Source organism: Adlercreutzia wanghongyangiae (genome assembly GCF_035989245.1).
GTDB classification, from domain to species: Bacteria; Actinomycetota; Coriobacteriia; order Coriobacteriales; family Eggerthellaceae; genus Adlercreutzia; species Adlercreutzia wanghongyangiae.
The window spans coordinates 46667-66693 of sequence record NZ_JAYMFF010000009.1; the positions used below are offsets into that span (position 1 = coordinate 46667).

Below are 20027 nucleotides of genomic sequence, written 5' to 3' on the forward strand. Positions count from 1 at the left end.
CGCGCAGCGCGAAGTCGAAGGATCTTGTCAAGAAAGGAAAGAACATGACCCGCAAGAAGCTGATTGCCGGCAACTGGAAGATGAACGAGACGATTCCCGAGGCCGTGGTACTGGCCCAGGAGATCTCGAATTTGGCCGATCCGGCCGCCTTGGACGCGGTCGACGTGGCCGTGTGCCCGCCCTTCGTCGATCTGAAGCCGGTGAAAACCGTGCTCGAGTTCGACCGGGTCAACATCGCCCTGGGCGCCCAGAACGTATACTGGGAGCCCGCCGGCGCCTTCACCGGCGAGATCTCGATTCCCATGATCAAGGAGATCGGCTGCACGTACTGCATCGTGGGGCACTCCGAGCGCCGGAACCTGTTCGGCGAGACAAACGAGGGCGTGAACCTGAAGGCCCGCGCACTCATCGAGGCGGGCATCGCGCCCATCGTCTGCGTGGGTGAGTCGCTGTCGGTGCGCGACGAGGGCGTCTACCTCGACTTCGTGACCTCCCAGGTGCGCGCGGCCTTCGCCGGCATGGACGCCGAGGACGCCGTGCGCGCGGTGGTGGCCTATGAGCCGGTGTGGGCCATCGGCACCGGGCGCACCGCCACTCCCGAGCAGGCCGAGGAGGTGTGCGCCGCCATCCGCGCGACCTTGGCCGAGCTGTTCGGCGACGATGTGGCCCAGCAGGTGCGTGTGCTGTACGGCGGCTCCATGAACGAGGGCAACGCGGCGCTTCTGCTGGTCCAGCCCGACATCGACGGCGGCCTTATCGGCGGCGCGGCGTTGAAGGCCGTCTCGTTCATCGAGATCGTGAAGGCGGCGCGCTAAGATGGCCGGGAAGCCCCGCGCGGGGCTGCGGCTGCCGGCCTGCCTGATCATCATGGACGGCTTCGGGCTGGATGCGGCCGGTCCGGGCAACGCCATATCCCTGGCCGACACGCCCCAGCTGGACTCCTTGTTCGCCAACGAGTCGTGGACGCGCCTGGCCGCCTCCGGTGAGGCTGTGGGGCTTCCCGAGGGGCAGATGGGCAATTCGGAGGTGGGGCACTTGAACATCGGCGCCGGGCGCGTGGTGTTCCAGGAGCTCACCCGTATCAACCGCGCCTGCCGCGCAGGCGAGCTGGCCGGCAATCCCGTGCTGAGGGACGCCTTCGAAGCCGCAAGTCGTCCCGGCTCGGCGCTGCACCTGATGGGCCTTCTGTCCGACGGCGGCGTGCATTCCTCTAACGAGCACCTGTACGCCTTGGTGGATGCCGCCCTGGCCGCCGGCGTGGGGCACATCATGATCCACTGCTTCATGGACGGCCGCGACGTGCCGCCCTCAAGCGGCGCCGGCTACATGGCCGAGCTGGTGGACTACCTCGAGCGCGCCGCCTCGCGGGCCGCGCACGGCGCGGTGGTGGAGGTGGCATCGGTGGAGGGCCGCTATTTCGCCATGGACCGCGACAATCGCTGGGAGCGGGTGCGGCGCGCCTGGGATGCCGTGGCGAATGCCCGTCCGCTGACCGAGGCCTCTGCCGTGGCGGCCATGGAGTCGTCCTACGCTGCCGGCATCACCGACGAGTTCGTGGAACCGGTGGCGCTTGTCGACCGCGGTATGCGCGACGGCGATGCGGTGGTGTTCTTCAACTTCCGGCCCGACCGCGCCCGCGAGCTGACCCGGGCCATGGTGGACCCCGATTTCGCTGGCTTTAAGCGCGACCGGTTCCCGCAGGTGCGCTTCGTGTGCCTGACCGAGTACGACCCGGCCATTCCCGCGCCGGTGGCCTTCCCGAAGGAGTTCCCCGAAAACGTGCTGGCCGACGTGCTGGCCGCGGCGGGGCTGTCGCAGTACCACATCGCCGAGACCGAGAAGTACGCCCATGTGACGTTCTTCCTCAACGGCGGCGTGGAGGCCGAGAAGGCGGGGGAGAGCCGCAAGCTCATCGCCAGCCCCAAGGTGGCCACCTACGATCTGCAGCCCGAGATGAGCGAGCCGGCGGTGGCCGATGCGCTCGTGGACGCCATCCGGGCCGACGAGGCCGATGTGTACATCGTGAACTTCGCGAACTGCGACATGGTGGGGCATACCGGCGTGGTGGACGCCGCCCGAGCCGCCGTGGAGGCTGTGGACGACGGCGTGGGCCGCGTGCTGTCGGCCATTCGCGCCAAGGGAGGCGTGGCGCTGGTCACCGCCGATCACGGCAACGCCGACAAGATGATCGCCGAGGACGGGGGAGCCTTCACCGCCCACACCACCGCGCCGGTGCCGCTGGTGCTGGTGGATGCGAGCGGTGTTGGAATGACCCTCTCGGGCGAGGAGGGGTGCCTGGCCGACATTGCGCCCACGCTGCTGGCCATGATCGGCCTGACGCCGCCTGCGGAGATGACGGGAAAGAACTTGCTGGCCTCCTAGGTTTCCGCTATACTGAACAACTTGCGTACTCATACCAATTAATGAAGGAAGCGTGACATCTTGAATCCCCTGGTAATCGTGTTCTTGGTTCTGCTGGTGCTGTCGGGCGTGGGCCTGATCATCTTCATCCTCATGCACTCGGGCAAGGGCACGGGCATCTCCGATATGATCGCCAGCTCCATGTACTCCACTCAGACGGGTACGAGCATCATCGAGAAGAATCTCGACCGCATCACCATCGGCTGCGCCGTGGTGTTCCTGGTGTCGCTGCTGGTGCTGATGATCATCTACCCCCACGGCACCATTTCCCAGTAAAGGGAAAATTACCCCTTGCAACGATAGTGCGTTCTGTTAGAATAATCGTCGCTGCAATTTGCATGTCGGAGTGGTGGAACGGCAGACACGCTAGCTTGAGGTGCTAGTGCCCATTTACCGGGTGTGCGGGTTCAAATCCCGCCTCCGACACCAGAGAAACGCGAGGGAGCCCGAAGGGCTCCCTTTTGTATTGGTGAGAATGAATGGGCGGCCTGAAGGCCGCCCGCGAACGCATAAGCCCACGGCATGGCAGGAGGCAGAACATGGTGGCAATGAGGGCGGCTTCTGTCCACGGGCGGCAGGTGGAGCGGGTTCTGTGGATCGTGCTTCTGCTGAACATGGCCGTGGCCGCGGCGAAGTTCTTCTACGGCCTGGCGTCGGGGTCGGCATCCATGCAGGCCGATGGCATCCACTCGGTGTTCGACTCCCTCGGCAACGTCATCGGGCTCATCGGCATCGCAGTGGCGGCGCGCCCCGCCGACACGGAGCACCCCTACGGCCACTCGAAGTTCGAAACCTACGGCTCGCTTGCCATCGGCGTGCTGCTGCTGGTCGCGGCCTTCGAGGTGGGCTCGGGCGCCGTGGCCAAGCTGGCGAGCCAGAGCTACACCGCGCAGGTGACCCCTGTGTCGTTCGTGGTAATGGTGGGAACGCTGGCGGTGAATCTGGGTGTGACCCTGTACGAGCGGCGCGCCGGTCGCCGCCTGCACAGCGAGATCCTCGCCGCCGATGCGGCCCATACACTATCGGACGCATTCGTGTCCATCGGCGTCATCGCGGGACTCGCCTTCGTGGCCGCCGGCTATCCCGTGGCCGACCCCATCATGGCCCTGCTGGTAACCGTGGCCATCCTCTTCTCGGCGGTGAGCGTGTTCCGCGCGGGCCTGCGCACGTTGTCGGACCATGCGCGCATCCCCTCCGACGAGGTGGCGGCCGCAGCCGAGAAGGTGCCGGGGATTCGCCAGGTGCACGCCGTGCGCACCCGGGGCACCGAGGCCGAGGTGTACTGCGATATGCACGTGCTGGTCGATCCCCAGATGACGGTGCTTGCGGCCCACGATCTGGGCGACGAGGTGGAACGCGCCGTGAAGGCGGCGTTTCCCGCGGTGAAAGAGGTGCTGGTGCACATCGAGCCCGACACCGTCGCCGAGCGCGCCGAGGGATCGTCCTAGGCGCTGAAGCGGATGCCCACGTAGTAGGCGGTGTTGGGCAGTCCCGAGATGGAGTACACCTTCGACAGGTCGATGACCGACACGCGCCACGTGTAGGTAGTGCCGTCCTCGGTGGCCACGGTGCCCGTCTGGTAGGTGTTGCCCGAGTCGTCCACGCCCGAATCGGTGACGTTCGCGTTCTCGAGACCCTCGGACACCATGGCGTTCTGGATGGCCTTCTCGATGGTGCCCGACTCGAAATCGGCGTAGCGCACGCGCATGTCGGTGCCGTTCTTGCGCGACACGGTGAGGGTCCAAGCGCCCTTCAGCAGGCGCACGGCATCGGGGGCCGACAGCTTGTCGATGCCCTTCACGTACATAAGGCCGGCCTCCTCCAGCGAGACGTCGGCGGGCAGCTTGATGACCTCGAAGCCGCCATCGGGGTTGGTGCCCACGGGAGTGCGCTCGTAGAGGGTGTAGCCGGCCTCGGTGAGCGTGGCCATGACCTCCTCGTCGCTCTGCGGCATCAGCGCGGCCAGCGACGGCAGGTCGAGGGACACCTCGCGAGTGAGGTTCTGCTGCAGTGCCTCTTGCTGGCGCAAAGGCTCGTTGGTGATCTGGTCGACCCAGTGGAACAGAAGGATACCGCCCAAGATGGCCGCCACCGCCATGGCCCCGAGGGCGACGTAGCGCACGGCCGGCGGCATCTCCAGCGGACGCGACAGCTCGGCTCCGTCGAAGTAGCGCACATCGCCGATGGTAACGGTGCTCTTGCGGCGTCCGAACAGCTCGGTCAGCGCGTTGCGGAACGTGGGGCGCGCCGTCTTGCCATGGCCAGGCGCGTGGTGTGCGCCGTCCGCGGCGTGGGAATGGCGGCCGCGGCGCTCTTCGGTCGCGGATTCGGTGGTTTCGGCGTCGACGGTCATGAAAGCTCTCCTGTGCAGCTCTTCGGTAATCACGATAGCCCACCGATTATACCATTGCAGCGGGGTTCCCACTTTGTTAGGATGGTCAAACCCCATGGGGGAGTAGCTGGCGCGGCGGTGCGCGGCTCGTTCAACATCGTGGTCACGGTTTTCCGCGCGGTCGGTGACGGTGGCCTGGCGAGCCTGAAATAGCGAGACTCATGGTGCAGACTGGAAGGCCGACGCGGCCCGGCCTGCACTATGGGTCTTTTTTTGTTGGGCCTGCGGGCCCCGAGGAGACGAGGAGACGTTCGTGGATCTGTCCATTTTCGCCACACCGGAGGCGTGGATCAGCTTGCTGACCCTGATCTTCCTGGAAATCGTGCTGGGCGTTGACAACCTGGTGTTCATATCCATCACCACCAACCGGCTGCCCGCCGAGAAGCAGCATATCGGTCGCAAGCTGGGTTTGGCCGGCGCCCTGGTCATGCGCATCCTGTTCCTCTGCTTCGCCTCGTACCTGGTGCACATGACCACGCCGCTGTTCTCCATCGACGTGGGATTTTTCGCCCATGGCTTCTCGGTGCGCGACATCGTCATGCTGGTCGGCGGCGGCTACCTTATCTACAAGGGCATCCGCGAGCTGGTGGACGTGCTGGCCCTCACCGAGATCAAGGCCCAGACCTCCGAGGCCCACAAGGCGCTGCACGCTATCGGATTGCCCCAGGCCGTGGGCACCATCATGGTGATGGATCTGGTGTTCTCCATCGACTCGGTCATTACGGCGGTGGGCCTGGCCGAGCACCTCATCATCATGATCCTGGCGGTGATGATCGCCGTGATCCTGATGATGGTCTTCATCGACCCCATTTCGAACTTCATCAACTCCCATCCCGAGATGAAGATCCTCGCCCTGGTGTTCATCGCGGCCATCGGCGTGTTGCTGGTGCTGGACTCCGCGGGCATCACCACGGGCATCGAGGTGCTGGACATGCACCTCGAGAAGATCATGGTGTACTTCGCGATGATCTTCGCCGTGGTGCTGGAGCTGGTGCAGATGCGCTTCAACACGAACCTGACGGCCTGGAAGAAGCAGCTGGCCGACGAGGCCATCGCGAAGGCCGTGGCCGAGGCCGAGCAGGGTGCGGCTCCGGCGGCGGTGGGCGAGCGCGCCCGCGTGCGCGTGGACGCCGCCATCCAGAACGGCGAGCGGTCCGACGGGGATCTGTCCGCGTAGCCCGTCGTTGGCAGGCGGTCGCCGGCCGCGGTGCCCCTTTTCTCAAAATTTTTGAAAAAGGGGCTTGCGCGACTGCTTGATATCCCGTATAGTACTTCCTCGCGATGCGGACATGGCTCAGCTGGTAGAGCATCACCTTGCCAAGGTGAGGGTCGCGGGTTCGAATCCCGTTGTCCGCTCCATTGTCATCAGAAGGCCGGTCAGGCGCTTGTTTGACCGGCCTTTATAATGACAGCCGCCAGGGATTGGCGACGTGGCCAAGTGGTAAGGCAGAGGCCTGCAAAGCCTTCACCCCCGGTTCGAATCCGGGCGTCGCCTCCAACCTGGAACATAATTGCGGACATGGCTCAGCTGGTAGAGCATCACCTTGCCAAGGTGAGGGTCGCGGGTTCGAATCCCGTTGTCCGCTCCAGAACTTCCAAGCTCCTGAACGGGAGCTTTTTCTTTGCCAGCGTCTCTCGGAAACTTCGTTGTGCATATGCGCAAAATGGGAGCGGCCCTGTGGTACCATGGCGGCATGCGTGCAATTCGGCCGTGAGAGGCGGTGCCTGATGGAAACGAGCAAGGTGAAATGCCGGGAGTGCAAGGCCCGGGCGACCCAGTACGAGGGGCAGCTCCCCACGGCCGGCATCGCCAAGGTGCTGGTGGCCGGCATTGCCATCTACGTGGCGGGGCTGTGGGTGCTGGTGGCCCTGGCCGGCCTGACGACGGGCGATGGAGCCGAGGCGGGCTTCATGGACATGCTGATCGTTCTGGCCGTGGCCGTGACGGCCGCAACGGCGGCCGTGGTCTGGTGGATGGTGCGCCCCAAGGCGGGGAAGGTGGTCATCTGCGACAAGTGCGGTGCCCGCTATGCGGTCACCTTGCCGCCCAAGTACGCCAATGATTGGGACTACGATCGCATTGCCCCCGCTCCGACCCCCGCCGAGCTGCCCGGGGCCGGGGACGCCGCCGAGAAGCACTGAGTCTGAAATTTGCCGAAAATTCCTTTGACAGCGAGATTCTTTCTGTTAAACTACTAACTCGCTGCTACGGAGACGGCAGCACCTTGAATGCGCGATTAGCTCAGGGGGAGAGCACCACCTTGACACGGTGGGGGTCACAAGTTCAAATCTTGTATCGCGCACCATGAATTCTAAGGTCGGAGGCCTGAGGGCTTCCGACCTTCTTTATTTTCCGAGTCCAAATGGATGCGAAATGGACTCAGAATCCGCTCCCGCCACACCATTATCGGTTCGCCCGCTGGAACCGCTCTTTGTAACGCAGCCGTTACGTGGGCAAATTGTGGGGATGGGAGGGCGGCGGCTGGGGTATCATGGTCAGCAATGTTTCCCTACCGAGGAGTTGGTCTTCCCATGAGCAATGAATCCATGACCACGACGGGGGCCGCGGCCTCCAAGGCCGGGCAGGACGGCGTTACCAATCCCAACGGCATCGGATTGTTCCGCCTGGTCACCACGGTTATCACCCTCATCGTCGGCGCCGGCGTGTTCACCTTGGCGGGTGACCAGGCCGCTGGCGGCGCGAGCGGTGCGGCCATCATCACCGCCTGGTCCATCTCGGCGGTGGGCGTGTTCTGCCTCGTCATGACGTTCTTCGCCCTGTCCCGCGTGAAGCCCGATCTGAAGGGCGGCATCTACACCTACGCCTCGGCCGGATTCGGCGACTTTCTCGGCTTCAACTCCGCGTGGGGCTACTGGATCTCGGCGTTGCTGTGCACGGTCAGCTTCTCGGCCCTGCTGTTCGGTGCCCTGTCCTACTTCTTCCCGATCTTCGGCGGTGGCACCGATCTGGCGGCCGTCATCGGCGCGTCGGTGATCATCTGGTTCTACGCCTTCCTCGTGAGCCGCGGCATCAGCGAGGTGACCCTCGTGAACGCGGTCATCACCATCTCGAAGTTCGTGCCGCTGCTCATCGCCATCATCGCCATCATCTTCCTGGGCGCCTTCGATCCGGCCATCTTCATGGCCAACATGCAGACGGGTGCCGACCCCAGCCTGGCTTTCTTCGACCAGGTGCAGTCGGCTATGATGGTGACTATCTGGGTGTTCATCGGCGTCGAGGGCGCTGTGGCCATCTCCGGGCGCGCGAAGAAGTCGAAGGACGTGGGCAAGGCCACCATCATCGCCTTCGTGTGCGTGCTCACGCTGTATATGATGGTGTCGCTCTTGTCCATGGGCGTCATGCCCCTGTCCGAGCTGGCCGGTCTGGAGAACCCGGCGCTGGCCTACGTGATGCAGGCGGCCGTGGGCGATTGGGGCGCCATCCTCATCAACTTCGCCGTGTCGCTGTCGCTTATCGGCGCCATGCTGGGCTACACGGTGCTCGCCAGCGAGTCGCCCTACGAGGCGGCCGAGGAGGGCGTGTTCATCAAGGCTTTCGCCAAGACGAACAAGAAGGGCGCTCCGGTGGTCACGCTGGTGGTGACGAACTGCATCATCGAGCTCTTCCTCATCACGTGGCTGTTCACCGACTCCACCTACCAGTTCTTCTACACCCTGTCGGCCGGCATGATCCTGTTGCCCTACCTGCTGTCGGCGGCCTACTTCGCCAAGGTGGCCTTCAAGGAGCCCGAGGCGTTCCGCGACAAGCTGAGCGCACCCCTGTGGTTCTGGCGCATCCTCGGCATCGTGGGCGTCATCTACAGCTTGTTCCTGTCGTGGGCGGCAGGCGTGCTGGGGCTTATCCTCATGTGCCTTCTGTATCTGCCCGGCGTGGCCATGTACGTGTGGGGCAAGAAGGAGCGTGGCGAGAAGTGCTTCCAGAAGACGCGCGACAAGGTGGTGCTCGCCATCATCATCCTGGCGGCGTGCCTGTCCATCTACCTGCTGCTCACCACCCCCGGTTTGGTGTAGGCTCGCAGCTACCCCCGCAGCGGCGCCGCTTAAAGCCCGCAAAACGACAAGAGGCCCGGAATTGCTCCGGGCCTCTTTGCTTGAGCTTTCGGAGACGCGACGGCCGGCGGTTAGTCCAGTCGCAGGGGCTCGGCGCTCTCCTCGTCGTAGAGGGCCAGGCACTCCTCGCTGACCACGAAGCGGGCGGCCTCGGGCAGAAGGCGCGCCGTGAAGGGGGTTGTAGTGCCGGTCACCTCGCCGTCGTACTGCACGGCCAGAGGCGGGTCGGCCTGAACCGTCACCTCGCAGCCGCGGTGCACCTCCAAGCTGCCCGGGCGGGTGGGGAACTCGCCGGTACGATCCAGCATGCAGCTGAGCAGAGCCGGAATGAGGCCCACGGCGTCGTGGGTGTTCATGACTACGACATCGAACATGCCGTCGCGCGGCTTGTTCTCGTGCACCACCGAGATGTCGAACTGCAGCTTCGAGAAGTTCACCACCAGCACCCCCACGCCCTGGGTGCGCACCGTCTCGCCGTCGATGGTGAGCGTGATCTGCGAGAATTGAGGCGCTGGGTTCGCGAAGGCCGAGGTGAAGTAGGCCATGGGGCCCAGCAGCCGCTTGCTGGCCTCGGCTCCCTGCATGATGGTGGCGTCGTAGCCGGCCCCGGCGATCATGGTGAACCCAAAATGCTGCCCATCGGACAGCTCGATCTCGCCGATGTCGAAGTCCATCAGCAGGTTGCGCCGCATGATCTTCGCCAGGGCGTGGGGCTCGGCCGGCGATGCCAAATTCAGGGCCAGCAGGTTGGCGGTGCCGGCGGGGAAGGGCAGCAGCGGGATGCCCGTTTCGGCCAGCAGGTAGGCCGCGGTGGCCACAGTGCCGTCGCCCCCGGCGGCTACCACCGCGTCGAATTCCTCGGCGTCCTGCAGAAAACCGGCCAAGTCGGTGCAGCCGTTGGTACAGCGCATGCATATCTCGTCGCCGTCGTCGGCGAAGGCGCGCACGAAGTCGTAGATGGCGCCGTCGCGGAAGCCCGAGGACAGATTGTTGACGATGAGCAGTTTCACATAATTCCTTTCCCTTTGCTATCATGGGATGGTACTACAACGCAGACCCCAAGGAACAAGGACCAACGTGGAATACATTGCGAACCAAGAAAACCTCGAGGCCTTCGTCCGCCGCGCCGCCTCGTCGTCGGTCTTGGCCATCGATACGGAATTCCTGCGCGAGAAGACCTATTACGCGAAGTTGTGCCTGCTTCAGCTGGCCACCGACACCGAGGTGGCCATCATCGACCCCTTCGCCGTGGACGATTTGGGGGTGTTGGCGCCGCTTCTGGAAGATCCGTCCATCATGAAGCTGTTCCACGCCGCCGGCCAAGACCTGGAGATCATCTACCGCGAACTGGGCGTGCTGCCCGCGCCGGTGTTCGACACCCAGGTGGCGGCCACGCTGCTGGGCCACACCCAGCAGATCGGCTACGGTCCTCTGGTGCACAGCCTGTGCGGCGTGAATTTGAAGAAAAGCGATTCGTTCACCGACTGGTCGCGCCGGCCTTTGTCGCAATCGCAGCTGGAATACGCGGCCGATGACGTGATCTATTTGCCGAAGATGCACCGTATCATGGTGGAGCGGCTTCAGGCTAAGGGACGTCTTTCGTGGCTCGACAACGACTTCGCGGCACTGAGCGACCCGGCGAATTACGTGAGCGATGCCAGCACCCGCTTCAGGCGCCTGAAGCGGGTGGGGCAGCTGAGTCGCCGCCAGCTGGCGGCGGCCCGCGAGGTAGCTTGCTGGCGCGAGCTGACCGCCCAAGATCGCGACCTGCCCCGCAAGTGGGTGCTCACCGACGAGCAGATCGTAGAGGCGTGCCGGCGCGAGGCCCGCACCATTGACGAGTTGTTCATGGTGCGCGGCGTGCGCGAGAAGCTGGGCACGCGCGATGCGCGGGCCGTGGTGGCGGCGATGGTGCGCGGCATGGACGCCCCGCCCGATTCGTGGCCCGAGTTGGACAAGCCGTCGAAGAGCGAGCCGAACGTGGACGCGGAGCTGGACCTGATGGAGGCGCTCGTGCGCCTGCGGGCCCGCGAGAACGACATCGCCATGCAGACCCTGGCGAGCCACAACGAGCTGTGCCGGGTTGCCCGGGGCTACCGCGACGACGTGGACGTGCTGAAAGGATGGCGGCGCGCGCTCATCGGCGAAGAGCTGCTGGAGCTGCTGGCCGGCCGCATCTCGCTGTCGCTGGGGCCCGAGGGCCTGGTGGTGACGCGAAGGGGGGAGTAGCCTCTCCTGTCACCGGCAATCTTACGTATCTTTCACGCATTCGCCGCGGCGGGTGCGAACCTGCGCGCCCCTTGACTATAATAGCCCCCAAACATTTTCGGAAACGCATGTTCCAAGGAGTGAGAGACGATGATTTCCAACAGTTATCTGATGCTCGTGGTGGTGACCCTGATCATCGGTCTGGGCGCCCAGTGGTATGTGAACCACAAGCTGAAGACCTACAACCATGTGGCGAATTCCACGGGGCTCACCGGTGCCGAGGCCGCCCGTCAGATGCTCGCCTACTACGGCATCACGAACGTGCAGGTGTTCCGCGGCGGCCCGGGCCAGGACTTCTTCGACCCGCGCAGCAACTCGGTGACGCTGTCGCCCGAGGCCTACGACGGACGCACCATCACGGCCACGGCCACCGCCTGCCACGAGGTGGGCCATGCATGCCAGTATGCCCAGGACTACACGCCCATGAAGGTGCGCGGAGCCATCGTGCCCGCGGTGAACCTGGCCTCCAACGCGTGGGTCTTCCTGCTCATGGCCGGCATCTTCCTGCATATCTCGGGGCTGACCACGGCCGCCATTATCATGTACGCCGTGGTGGTGCTGTTCCAGCTGGTCACGCTGCCCGTGGAGTTCAACGCCTCCCAGCGCGCCATGGTGTACATGGGTCAGATCGGCCTGCCGGCTGCTGAGCGCAAGGGCGCCTTCGACGTGCTGCGCGCCTGCGCTTTCACTTACTTGGCCGCTGCGCTCACCTCCATTCTGCAGCTGCTGTGGCTGCTGAACCAGCGCGAGGACTAGGCGGCACGGCGCGCTATGGGGAAGGACGTTGCCCCCGCGATGCCGGCCGATAACGAGGAGGCCGAACCGGCGCTGTCGGTGTCGGCGGCCATGGGGCTTGCCAAAGACGCCCTGGAGGGCGTGGTCGTGCGTCTGATGGGCGAGGTGTCAGAGGTCAGCGACAAGCCCGGCTACAAGGCCGTGTACTTCACGGTGAAAGACGAGAAGGCGTCGCTGCCCTGCATGATGTGGATGAACCGCTACCAGGCCGCCGGCGTGCCGCTTTCCGTGGGCGCCCTGGTAGAGCTGACGGGCCGCTTCTCGCTGTACGCGGCGAAGGGCCGCATGAACTTCGATGTGTTCTCGGTGACGCTCGCCGGCGAGGGGCTGCTGCGCCTGCAGGTGGCCAATGTGGCCCGCGAGCTGGAGGCCATGGGGCTCATGGCTGCCGAGCGCAAGCGTTCGCTGCCGGTGTATCCCGAGGTCATCGGCATCGTCACATCGCCGCGCGGCTCGGTTATCCACGATATGCTGCGCACATTGCGGCGGCGCTATCCCCTGGCCCGCGTTCTGGTGGCCGGCGTGCCGGTGGAGGGCCCCGGCGCGGCCGACGGGCTGGTGGACGGTTTGGCCAAGGTGGTGTTCGCCGGCGCCGAGATGGTGCTGATCGGCCGCGGCGGCGGCTCCTTCGAGGATTTGATGCCCTTCAACGACCGGCGGCTCGCCCGCACCATAGCCGCGTGCCCTGTGCCCGTGGTCACCGGCATCGGGCACGAGACCGACACCACCATCGCCGATATGGTGGCCGACGTGCGGGCGAGCACGCCTACGGCCGCCGCCGAGGCCGTGGCACCGGCGCGCGCCCAGACCGAAGGCCGGCTGGACGCGCTCGGCCAGGCGCTGCACCGCGCCGAGGCGCGTCGCCTGGAGGGAGCCTCCCGCGCCCTCGAGCGCCTGGAGTCGCTGCCGCTGTTCCGGGAGCCCGCGCGCCTGTTCGATGCCGAGGCCCTGGCCATCGACGACTTGTCCGATCGCCTGGGCCGGGCGCTGCCCGACGCCCTGCGCGAGCGGCAGCACCGGGTGGGGCTTTTGGCCGAGGCCGTGGCGCGCATGCTGCCCGCCACCCTGGCGCGCCCCGCTTCCCAGGTATCGCTGGCCCAATCGCGGCTCGCGATGCGCGGGCCGATGCTGACCGATCGCCCGGCCGCCGCCTGCGCCCGCGACGGCCAGCGCCTGCGGGCTGTGGGCGAGCACCTGACCGATCGGTTCCGCAACGACGTTGCCGTGAACGCGGCGCGCCTGCACGATCTGTCGCCCCTCACCGTCATCGGCCGCGGCTTCTCCGTCGCCCGCGACGCCTCCGGCACCGTGGTGCGCTCGGTGGGCCAGGTGCGGGCCGGAGGCGCCCTCACCGTGGCTGTGGCCGACGGCGAGATAGACTGCACCGTCGAGAAGACCCGCCGCATCGATGCGGCAATCGAGGACTGGAAGGAAGACCTATGAGCGACACCGCCGAGATGCCCTTGACCCCTGTGGACGAGCTGACGTTCCGCGAGGCCCTGGCCGAGTTGGAGTCCATCGTGACCGTGCTCGAGAGCAACACGCTGGAGCTGGAGGACAGCCTGGCCCGCTACGAGCGCGGCGTGGTGCTGCTGGGCTCGCTGCAGCGGCGCCTGGCCTCGGCCGAGCAGCAGGTGGAGGTGCTGATGGGCGAGCTGGCCGCTGCCCCTGACGACGAGGAGCGCGACACCACGCTGTCCTAGGGCCCTGCCGCCAGCCGACGCCGCGCGTCTGGCAATCGGCAAGCGGCGGCCCGTTCGCCGATGAGGCGGCCCCCGCGGACGGGCGGCACGCGCGGGCACTCCTACAATGAATCAATACTCATTGATTAGGAGGTAAGTCTTGAACGTCCTCGTTATCAACGCCGGTTCTTCCTCGCTGAAGTACCAACTCGTCAATGTCGAAACCCAGGATGTGCTCGCCAAGGGAATCTGCGAGCGCGTCGGTTCCGCCGAGGCCTTCCACAAGCATGGCATCGATGAGAACGAACTGGTCATCGACGAGCCCATGGAAGACCACAACGCCGCCATGGCCGTGGTGCTGGAATCCCTCACCACGGGTCCGAACGCGGCCATCGACTCCCTCGACGACATCGACGCCATCGGGCACCGCGTGGTGCAGGGCGGCAAGTACTTCGACCGCTCCGTCGTGATCGACGACGATGTCATCGCGAAGATCGACGAGCTGGCCGAGCTTGCGCCTTTGCACAACAAGGCCGCCCTCATGGGCATCAAGGCCTGCCAGGAGCAGATGCCGGGCAAGCCCATGGTGGCCGTGTTCGACACCTCGTTTTTCCAGTCCATCCCGCCGAAGGCCTACATGTACCCGCTGCCCTACGAGCTGTACGAGAAGTACGCCATCCGCAAGTACGGGGCCCACGGCACCTCGCACCGCTACATCTCCGAGCGCGCGGCGGCCTTCATGGACGAGCCCATCGAGGATCTGAAGCTCATCACCTGCCACTTGGGCAACGGCTGCTCCATCTCGGCCATCGACCACGGCGTGGCCGTGGACACCTCCATGGGCCTCACGCCGCTGGACGGCCTCATGATGGGCACCCGCTGCGGCGCCATCGACCCGGCCATCGTCCCCTTCATCATGGAGAAGGAGGGGCTCACCACGGCCGAGGTGAACGACCTCATGAACAAGAAGAGCGGCCTTCTGGGCATCTCCGGCATCTCCAACGACCTGCGCAGCGTGAAGGAGGCCTCCGAGGCTGGTGATGCGCGTGCCCAGCTGGCCTACGAGATGTACTCGAACTCCGCAAAGAAGTACATCGGCCAGTACATCGCCGTCATGGGCGGTGTGGACGCCATTGTGCTGACGGCCGGCGTGGGCGAGAACTGCGAGAAGATGCGCCGTATGATCTTCGCGGGCCTGCAGCCCCTCGGCATCAAGATCGATCCCGAGAAGAACAAGCTGCGCGGCTCCGAGCGCGAGATCTCCACCGACGACTCCCTGGTGCGCATCGTGGTCATCCCCACCAACGAGGAGTACATGATCGCCCGCGACACCTACCAGCTGGTGAAGGAGGGCTCGTTGGAGATATCGGAGCTCTCCTAGCTTCCCCCTCATTCCCGTCATATATAAAAAAGAGGCGGCTCCGATAAGGGCCGCCTCTTTTTGGGGAGGGGGGGGGACGGTTTCCCGTCCCGTATCGCATCAGGCTACTTACTTCACCTGGGCGAGGGCGTTATTCACGGCATCCTTCAGGGCGCCGCTGGAAACGGTGGCGCCGGCAACGGCGTCAACCTCGGTGGACTGGGCCTCGATGATCTTGGCGGGCAGGGCGTCGAGGGCCTTGCTGCCCACGCCGGCGGTCTCTTGCTGCTGCACGATGTCGATGGCAGCGATCTTGTCGCCGTCCATGGTCACCTTCACGGCCAGCTCGTTGCCCATGCACAGGCGCGAGGTGCCCAGGTACTCGTTGGCGCCCAGCTGCGCGGCCTGGGTCGGGTCGGGGTCGACCTCGTGGCTGCCGCTGCCCTGGGTGTACACGATCTCGGACACCACGCCCATGGGAAGCGCCGGCAGCGGATCCTTCTCCACAGCCGCATTGGCGCCGGCCAGCGCGCCGAAGATCAGGCACTCGGCCATGTTGCCGCCGCCGTTGTACTGGTAGGGGGTCATGCCGCCGAACTCGCCGGCGGAGTACAGGTGCGGGATGGGCTCGCCGTCGGTGCCCACGACCTCGGCACGGGCGTTGCGGCGGGCGCCGCCCTGAGTGTTCAGGAAGGCCTGGATCATCTCAATGGCGTAGAAGGGGCCGTCGCCGAAGGCGCGCATGGTGTCGGCAGCGCGGTAGAAGGCCGGGTCGTAGCCCTCGTTGGCCATCTTGTTGAAGTCGGTGATGGTCTGCTCAAGCTTGCCGGCGGGGATGCCCAGGGCGCTCTCCAGCTCGGCGATGGAGTTGGCGGTCACGACCTGGTCCTCGAAGCCCTCGGGGATGCCATGGTACTCGGCGATGGCCTCGTTCTGGGCCGCATCCCACACCATATAGGTGTTGCGCGGGCGCTTCGGGCTGACCCAGTCGCCGTTGCTCGGCACATGGCCGTGGCGGTTGTACACGTCCTCGCGCAGGTAGCGCTCGCCGCCGTTGCCCACGACCACGACGCTGCCCGACAGGTTGCGCAGGTCGTTGAAGGTCTTGGCGTGCTGGTCCTCTTCCACCACGAAGGAGATGCCGCCCAGGGCGAAGCAGTTGCCTTCGAAGGCCTCCATGTGCCACAGGTCGGCACCCACGCCCATGGCCATCTTCACGCCGTCGCCGGTGTTGAACAGCGTGCCGGCCGGGGAGCTCTTGGTCAGGCCCAGGAAGTCCTCCACCATCTGCTTGTTGTTCTCGAAGCCGCCCATGGTCATGACGACGCCGTTCTTGGCGCGCACGTTCACGGTGTCGCCGTTCTTATCGACTTCGACGCCGATGACGGCCTTGCTCACGGGATCCTGGAACAGGCTCACGCCGGGGGCCATGTACCACACATCGATGTTGTCGGACAGGGACATGACCTTGTTGCGGTACACCTTCCACAGGGCGGAGTTGCACACGTTATCGCTCACGGTCAGCACGTGCAGCTGGTCGCCGCCCTCCAGCTCGGGGTACTCGGGGCAGAACATGCCGATGAGGGGCTGCGGAGAGGAGTCGTACTTCCAGTCCATGAAGTTCTCCTCGGGCACGCCGAAGAAGTCGCGCAGCATGGTCTTCGTCTGGGTGAGGCCCTCGGCGTACACGTCGAAGAGCTCCTCGTCGATCTCGAAGTCGCCGGCCATGGCCTTGTTGTAGGCGAACATGGCCTCCTTGCTGTCGGAGTTCAGGATGATCTGGCCGCAGAAGCGCGAGTTGCCGCCCTCCATGCCCTGGGGGGCCTTGTCGAGCAGCAGCACCTTGGCGCCAGCGTCGGCGGCATAGCAGGCGGCCACGGCACCGGCGGCGCCGAAGCCGATGACGACCACGTCGTACTCGCCGTCCCAGGCGATGGTGTCGGCGAAGGTGGTGCCGTCGCCGGTGGCACTCAGCTGAGTGTCATTGGCGCCCTTCGGCGCGCAGCCAGCCAGGCCAAGGCCCGCGATGGCCGCCACGCCGGCGGTACCGGTAATAAACTGTCGGCGGGTAAACTTTCCCATTTCCACTCCCTTACGTTCGTTGCTTTCGGTCGCCCCTCCCAAGGGATGCGGCCGATCGAGAGCGCCGTGCCCTCGGTGACAGGTGCCACTATAGCGAGGCGCTTGCGGTTAGCGTGATGGGTAAGCCGGGGGTAATGGCAGGTAGAATTCGCTAACCCGGGGCGCTAACCCACCTACTCACCCGTCAAAACGACGTTGAAAGTCAAGGGTGGCATTCGCCTGTCCTTTGTGATTTGATGGGAGCGCTGAGCAAGGGAGGGGTATCTATGAATCGTTTGCAAGGGGCGGCCGAAACGCTGCGCTCGGGCTTCGAGAGGCAGTTCCGAAGCACCGGGTCGGCGAGTCTGTTCGTGGGCCTCGCCTGCAACCTGGCCTTCGTGGGGCAGGTGTATTTCTGGCCGGCGCTGTGGCACACCTCGGCCTTCGCGCTGTCCTACACCGATGCCACCTACATCGCCGAGTTCCTGTGCGCGCTGGCACTGGGCGTGCGCCTAGGGCGCGGCGGCGGCCCCTGGGTATCGGGTCGCATCCTGTGGGCCGCGGCGCTTCTGGTGCTGGCTACGCTGGTGGCGTACTGCATCATGTTCGAGTTGGGCATCGATGCACCCGATGCGGTGAACTGGCTGTTCGGCGGCGTATTCGGCGTGTACCTCCCCTTGGCTATGGTGTCGTGGCTCGAGGTGCACATGGATCTGGATGCCTCGTCGGTGGTATGGAACATCATGTTGTCGGCGCTGTTCGCATCGTTCGCCATCTGGGTGTTCTCGGGGTTGGTGGGCGTGAAGATCTGCGCCTGCATGGCGTTGCTGCTGTTCATCGCCACCTTTGTGCTGACGCGCAAGCTGAAGGCCGTCCGTGCCGGCGTGCCGGGCGAGGCGCTTTCGGACGGTGCCGACGTGGAGGCCTTCCGCTATTCCGCCTCGGCCACCTTCCTGTTCAGCTTCGCCTTCATCACCGCCATCTCCTTCGCGGGCATCGCGGGCGATACCGCCTCCTTTGCCACCGGGGCCTTCTTCGCCCCCATGTTGCTGATCTGCGTGCTGGCGCTGCTGGTGAACGTGTCGTCTTTCCCCCTGGCCAGCATCGCGGTGCCGGCCATCGTGATGGCCACCATCGCCACCTCGTCGCTGCACATCGACCCGGCCCTGTCCTTCGACCTGGCGGCGTTGGGCATGTTCCTGTTTCTGGCCTATGCCGTGGTGCTGCTGTGCGGCGCGCTGCGCGGGAACGTGCGCGGGGCCGCCGTGGCGCTGCTGCGCCTGATGGTGGCGTTCACTGCCGGCTGCATTGTCGGGCGCGTGTGCATGGCGCTGTGCTTCCAGTTCGCCGGCGACTTCGCCTCCGATATCCTGGTGCTGCTGTCGGTGGTGGCGGCCAATGCGGCCATGGTCATCTTGATTCGCCGCGGCGCGGTGCTGCGTCGCTCGGGAGAGGTGTTCGCGGCAGGGGAGGAAGAGCCCCTGGAGCAGGTCGTCCAGTCGCGGCGCGCCGCCGAGATCGACCGGGTTGCGGCCAAGGCCAATCTGGGCGAGCGCGAGAAGGAGGTACTCGTGCTGCTTTTGGAGGGCAAGTCGGCCAGCGAGGTGGCCCGGGCGCTGGTGGTGGCGAACGGAACGGCGAAATCGCACATTCGCCACGTGTACAAGAAACTGGGCATCCACAGCCGCGACGAGCTGTTCGAGATGTTCGACGAGGCCCGCGCTGCTTCTCCCACGCGGTCCCTTACGTAAAAAAGCCGGCCCGGAGGCCGGCTTTTCCGCATGGCGCGCCTTACTTCCCCTGGGCCTGGACGGCGGTGATGGCTACCACGCCCACGATGTCGTCGGCCGAGCATCCGCGGGACAGGTCGTTCACCGGTGCGGCGATGCCCTGGAGGATGGGCCCGTAGGCCTCGGCCTTCGCCAGGCGCTGCACCAGCTTGTAGCCGATGTTGCCGGCGTCGATATCGGGGAACACCAGCACGTTGGCGCGGCCGGCGACAGGGGAGTCGGGGGCCTTCGCGGCGCCGATCTCGGGCACGATGGCGGCGTCGAGCTGCAGCTCGCCATCCACGGCGAGCTCGGGTGCCAGCTCCTTTACCTTGGCCGTGGCGGCCACCACCTTGCCGGCGTCGTCGTTTTTGGCCGAGCCGTAGGAGGAGTGGGACAGCATGGCGATGACGGGCTCGGCGTCGTCGATCAGCGAATGCCAGGCCGCGTCGGCGTTCAGGGCGATCTGCGCCAGGCGGTCGGCATCGGGCTGCACCTCCAGACCGCAGTCGCTGAACAGGAAGGTGCCGTTGTGCCCCAGATCGCAGTCGGGCACGTTCATGATGAAGAAGGAGCTGACCATCTGCGCCCCGGGAGCCGTCTTCAAAATCTGCAGAGCCGGGCGCAGCACGTCGCCGGTGGAATGGCAGGCGCCGGAGACCAGGCCGGCGGCCTCGCCCTCCTTCACCATCATCATGCCGAAGTACAGCTCGTTGTCCATGAGCGCGCGCGCCTCATCGACGGTCATGCCCTTAGAGGCGCGCAGCTCGGCCAGCTTCTCGGCATAGGGCTCGCGCAGCTCGGAAGTGAGGGGATCGATGATGCGGGCGCCTTCCAGCTGGTAGCCGGCGGCGGCGATGGCGTCGGGGTTGCCCAGGATGATGAGGTCGGCCAGGTTGTCGGCGTGAATCTGCTCGGCGGCCGCCAGGGTGCGCTCGTCGTTGCCCTCGGGCAGCACGATGGTCTGCTTGTCGGCCTTGGCGCGGGCGATCATGGTTTCCAGAAATGCACTCATGGGCTTGTCCTTTCGTGGGCGTGGCTGGTGCGTCGCACCCCATGATAGGGCCTCCTGCGCCGGCAGGGGCCCGCGTTGCGGTCGATGAGGCCAATTATTCGGTTTATATGGGATTTGCCGCCCGACGGGGGCGAGTCGGTACAATAGGCAGCACTTGAAAAGGCGGCATCCTTGCCGCCGTTTCTCTGATTGT

The 20027-nt window shown here is 65.5% G+C and carries 17 protein-coding genes and 5 tRNA genes; 18 read left to right on the top strand and 4 right to left on the bottom strand.

Annotation, left to right across the window (positions count from 1 at the left end):
- Positions 1–44: 44 nt before the first annotated feature.
- From tpiA to VIN30_RS05255, 5 genes are all read left to right on the top strand, one after another.
- Positions 45–815, top strand: coding sequence for a triose-phosphate isomerase (tpiA, locus tag VIN30_RS05235; RefSeq protein WP_338209870.1), 771 nt, complete (start codon positions 45–47; stop codon positions 813–815).
- Between the two features lies 1 nt (position 816).
- Complete coding sequence (gpmI, locus tag VIN30_RS05240; RefSeq protein WP_338209872.1) at positions 817–2382, top strand: 2,3-bisphosphoglycerate-independent phosphoglycerate mutase; 1566 nt, start codon at positions 817–819, stop codon at positions 2380–2382.
- Between the two features lie 60 nt (positions 2383–2442).
- A complete protein-coding gene (gene secG, locus VIN30_RS05245) occupies positions 2443–2697 on the top strand; it encodes a preprotein translocase subunit SecG (RefSeq protein ID WP_326423560.1) in 255 nt (84 codons plus the stop codon).
- A 64-nt stretch (positions 2698–2761) separates the two neighbouring features.
- Positions 2762–2850, top strand: a tRNA-Leu gene (locus VIN30_RS05250).
- 110 nt (positions 2851–2960) lie between these two features.
- Positions 2961–3869 carry a cation diffusion facilitator family transporter gene (locus VIN30_RS05255; RefSeq protein WP_338209874.1) on the top strand — a complete coding sequence of 303 codons (909 nt, stop codon included), beginning with the start codon at positions 2961–2963 and terminating at the stop codon, positions 3867–3869.
- Here VIN30_RS05255 and VIN30_RS05260 read toward each other — a convergent pair.
- Complete coding sequence (locus VIN30_RS05260) at positions 3866–4774, bottom strand: teichoic acid transporter (RefSeq protein ID WP_326423558.1); 909 nt, start codon at positions 4772–4774, stop codon at positions 3866–3868. The two genes, VIN30_RS05255 and VIN30_RS05260, sit on opposite strands and share 4 nt — an antisense overlap.
- A gap of 292 nt (positions 4775–5066) precedes the next feature.
- Between VIN30_RS05260 and VIN30_RS05265 the strand changes: the two genes are divergently transcribed.
- From VIN30_RS05265 to VIN30_RS05295, 7 genes are all read left to right on the top strand, one after another.
- A complete protein-coding gene (locus VIN30_RS05265) occupies positions 5067–5990 on the top strand; it encodes a TerC family protein (RefSeq protein WP_338209877.1) in 924 nt (307 codons plus the stop codon).
- Positions 5991–6096: 106 nt separating this feature from the next.
- Positions 6097–6172, top strand: a tRNA-Gly gene (locus tag VIN30_RS05270).
- A 65-nt stretch (positions 6173–6237) separates the two neighbouring features.
- A tRNA-Cys gene (locus VIN30_RS05275) sits at positions 6238–6311 on the top strand.
- A gap of 15 nt (positions 6312–6326) precedes the next feature.
- A tRNA-Gly gene (locus VIN30_RS05280) sits at positions 6327–6402 on the top strand.
- 139 nt (positions 6403–6541) lie between these two features.
- Positions 6542–6955, top strand: a complete 414-nt coding sequence (locus tag VIN30_RS05285) for a hypothetical protein (protein WP_326423556.1) — start codon at positions 6542–6544, stop codon at positions 6953–6955.
- Positions 6956–7044: 89 nt separating this feature from the next.
- Positions 7045–7119 (top strand) — tRNA-Val (locus VIN30_RS05290).
- A 241-nt stretch (positions 7120–7360) separates the two neighbouring features.
- Complete coding sequence (locus VIN30_RS05295) at positions 7361–8845, top strand: basic amino acid/polyamine antiporter (RefSeq protein WP_420915318.1); 1485 nt, start codon at positions 7361–7363, stop codon at positions 8843–8845.
- Positions 8846–8955: 110 nt separating this feature from the next.
- Here VIN30_RS05295 and VIN30_RS05300 read toward each other — a convergent pair whose 3' ends face one another.
- Positions 8956–9894: a diacylglycerol/lipid kinase family protein gene (locus VIN30_RS05300; RefSeq protein ID WP_338209881.1), complete on the bottom strand. Its 939-nt coding sequence runs from the start codon at positions 9892–9894 to the stop codon at positions 8956–8958.
- A 67-nt stretch (positions 9895–9961) separates the two neighbouring features.
- Between VIN30_RS05300 and rnd the strand changes: the two genes are divergently transcribed.
- The 5 genes from rnd to VIN30_RS05325 all read left to right on the top strand — a co-directional run bounded on the left by rnd (position 9962) and on the right by VIN30_RS05325 (position 15010).
- Positions 9962–11113 (top strand): ribonuclease D, encoded by a 1152-nt coding sequence (gene rnd, locus VIN30_RS05305; RefSeq protein WP_338209883.1) that lies wholly within the window; start codon positions 9962–9964, stop codon positions 11111–11113.
- A gap of 129 nt (positions 11114–11242) precedes the next feature.
- Positions 11243–11908 carry a zinc metallopeptidase gene (locus VIN30_RS05310; protein WP_338209885.1) on the top strand — a complete coding sequence of 222 codons (666 nt, stop codon included), beginning with the start codon at positions 11243–11245 and terminating at the stop codon, positions 11906–11908.
- Between the two features lie 15 nt (positions 11909–11923).
- Complete coding sequence (gene xseA / locus VIN30_RS05315) at positions 11924–13390, top strand: exodeoxyribonuclease VII large subunit (RefSeq protein ID WP_338209887.1); 1467 nt, start codon at positions 11924–11926, stop codon at positions 13388–13390.
- Positions 13387–13650, top strand: coding sequence for an exodeoxyribonuclease VII small subunit (gene xseB / locus VIN30_RS05320; RefSeq protein WP_326423550.1), 264 nt, complete (start codon positions 13387–13389; stop codon positions 13648–13650). The genes xseA and xseB overlap by 4 nt, the downstream gene beginning before the upstream one ends.
- Before the next feature lie 139 nt (positions 13651–13789).
- Positions 13790–15010: an acetate/propionate family kinase gene (locus VIN30_RS05325; RefSeq protein WP_338209890.1), complete on the top strand. Its 1221-nt coding sequence runs from the start codon at positions 13790–13792 to the stop codon at positions 15008–15010.
- 108 nt (positions 15011–15118) lie between these two features.
- Here VIN30_RS05325 and VIN30_RS05330 read toward each other — a convergent pair whose 3' ends face one another.
- Entirely contained in the window at positions 15119–17071 is a 1953-nt protein-coding gene (locus tag VIN30_RS05330) for an FAD-dependent oxidoreductase (protein WP_338209892.1), read from the bottom strand.
- 266 nt (positions 17072–17337) lie between these two features.
- On the opposite strand from VIN30_RS05330, the gene VIN30_RS05335 reads away from it, so the two are divergent.
- Positions 17338–18801 (top strand): response regulator transcription factor, encoded by a 1464-nt coding sequence (locus VIN30_RS05335; protein WP_338209894.1) that lies wholly within the window; start codon positions 17338–17340, stop codon positions 18799–18801.
- 40 nt (positions 18802–18841) lie between these two features.
- On the opposite strand, the gene pta is transcribed toward VIN30_RS05335, so the two are convergent.
- Entirely contained in the window at positions 18842–19834 is a 993-nt protein-coding gene (gene pta, locus VIN30_RS05340; RefSeq protein ID WP_338209896.1) for a phosphate acetyltransferase, read from the bottom strand.
- Between the last annotated feature and the right edge of the window lie 193 nt (positions 19835–20027).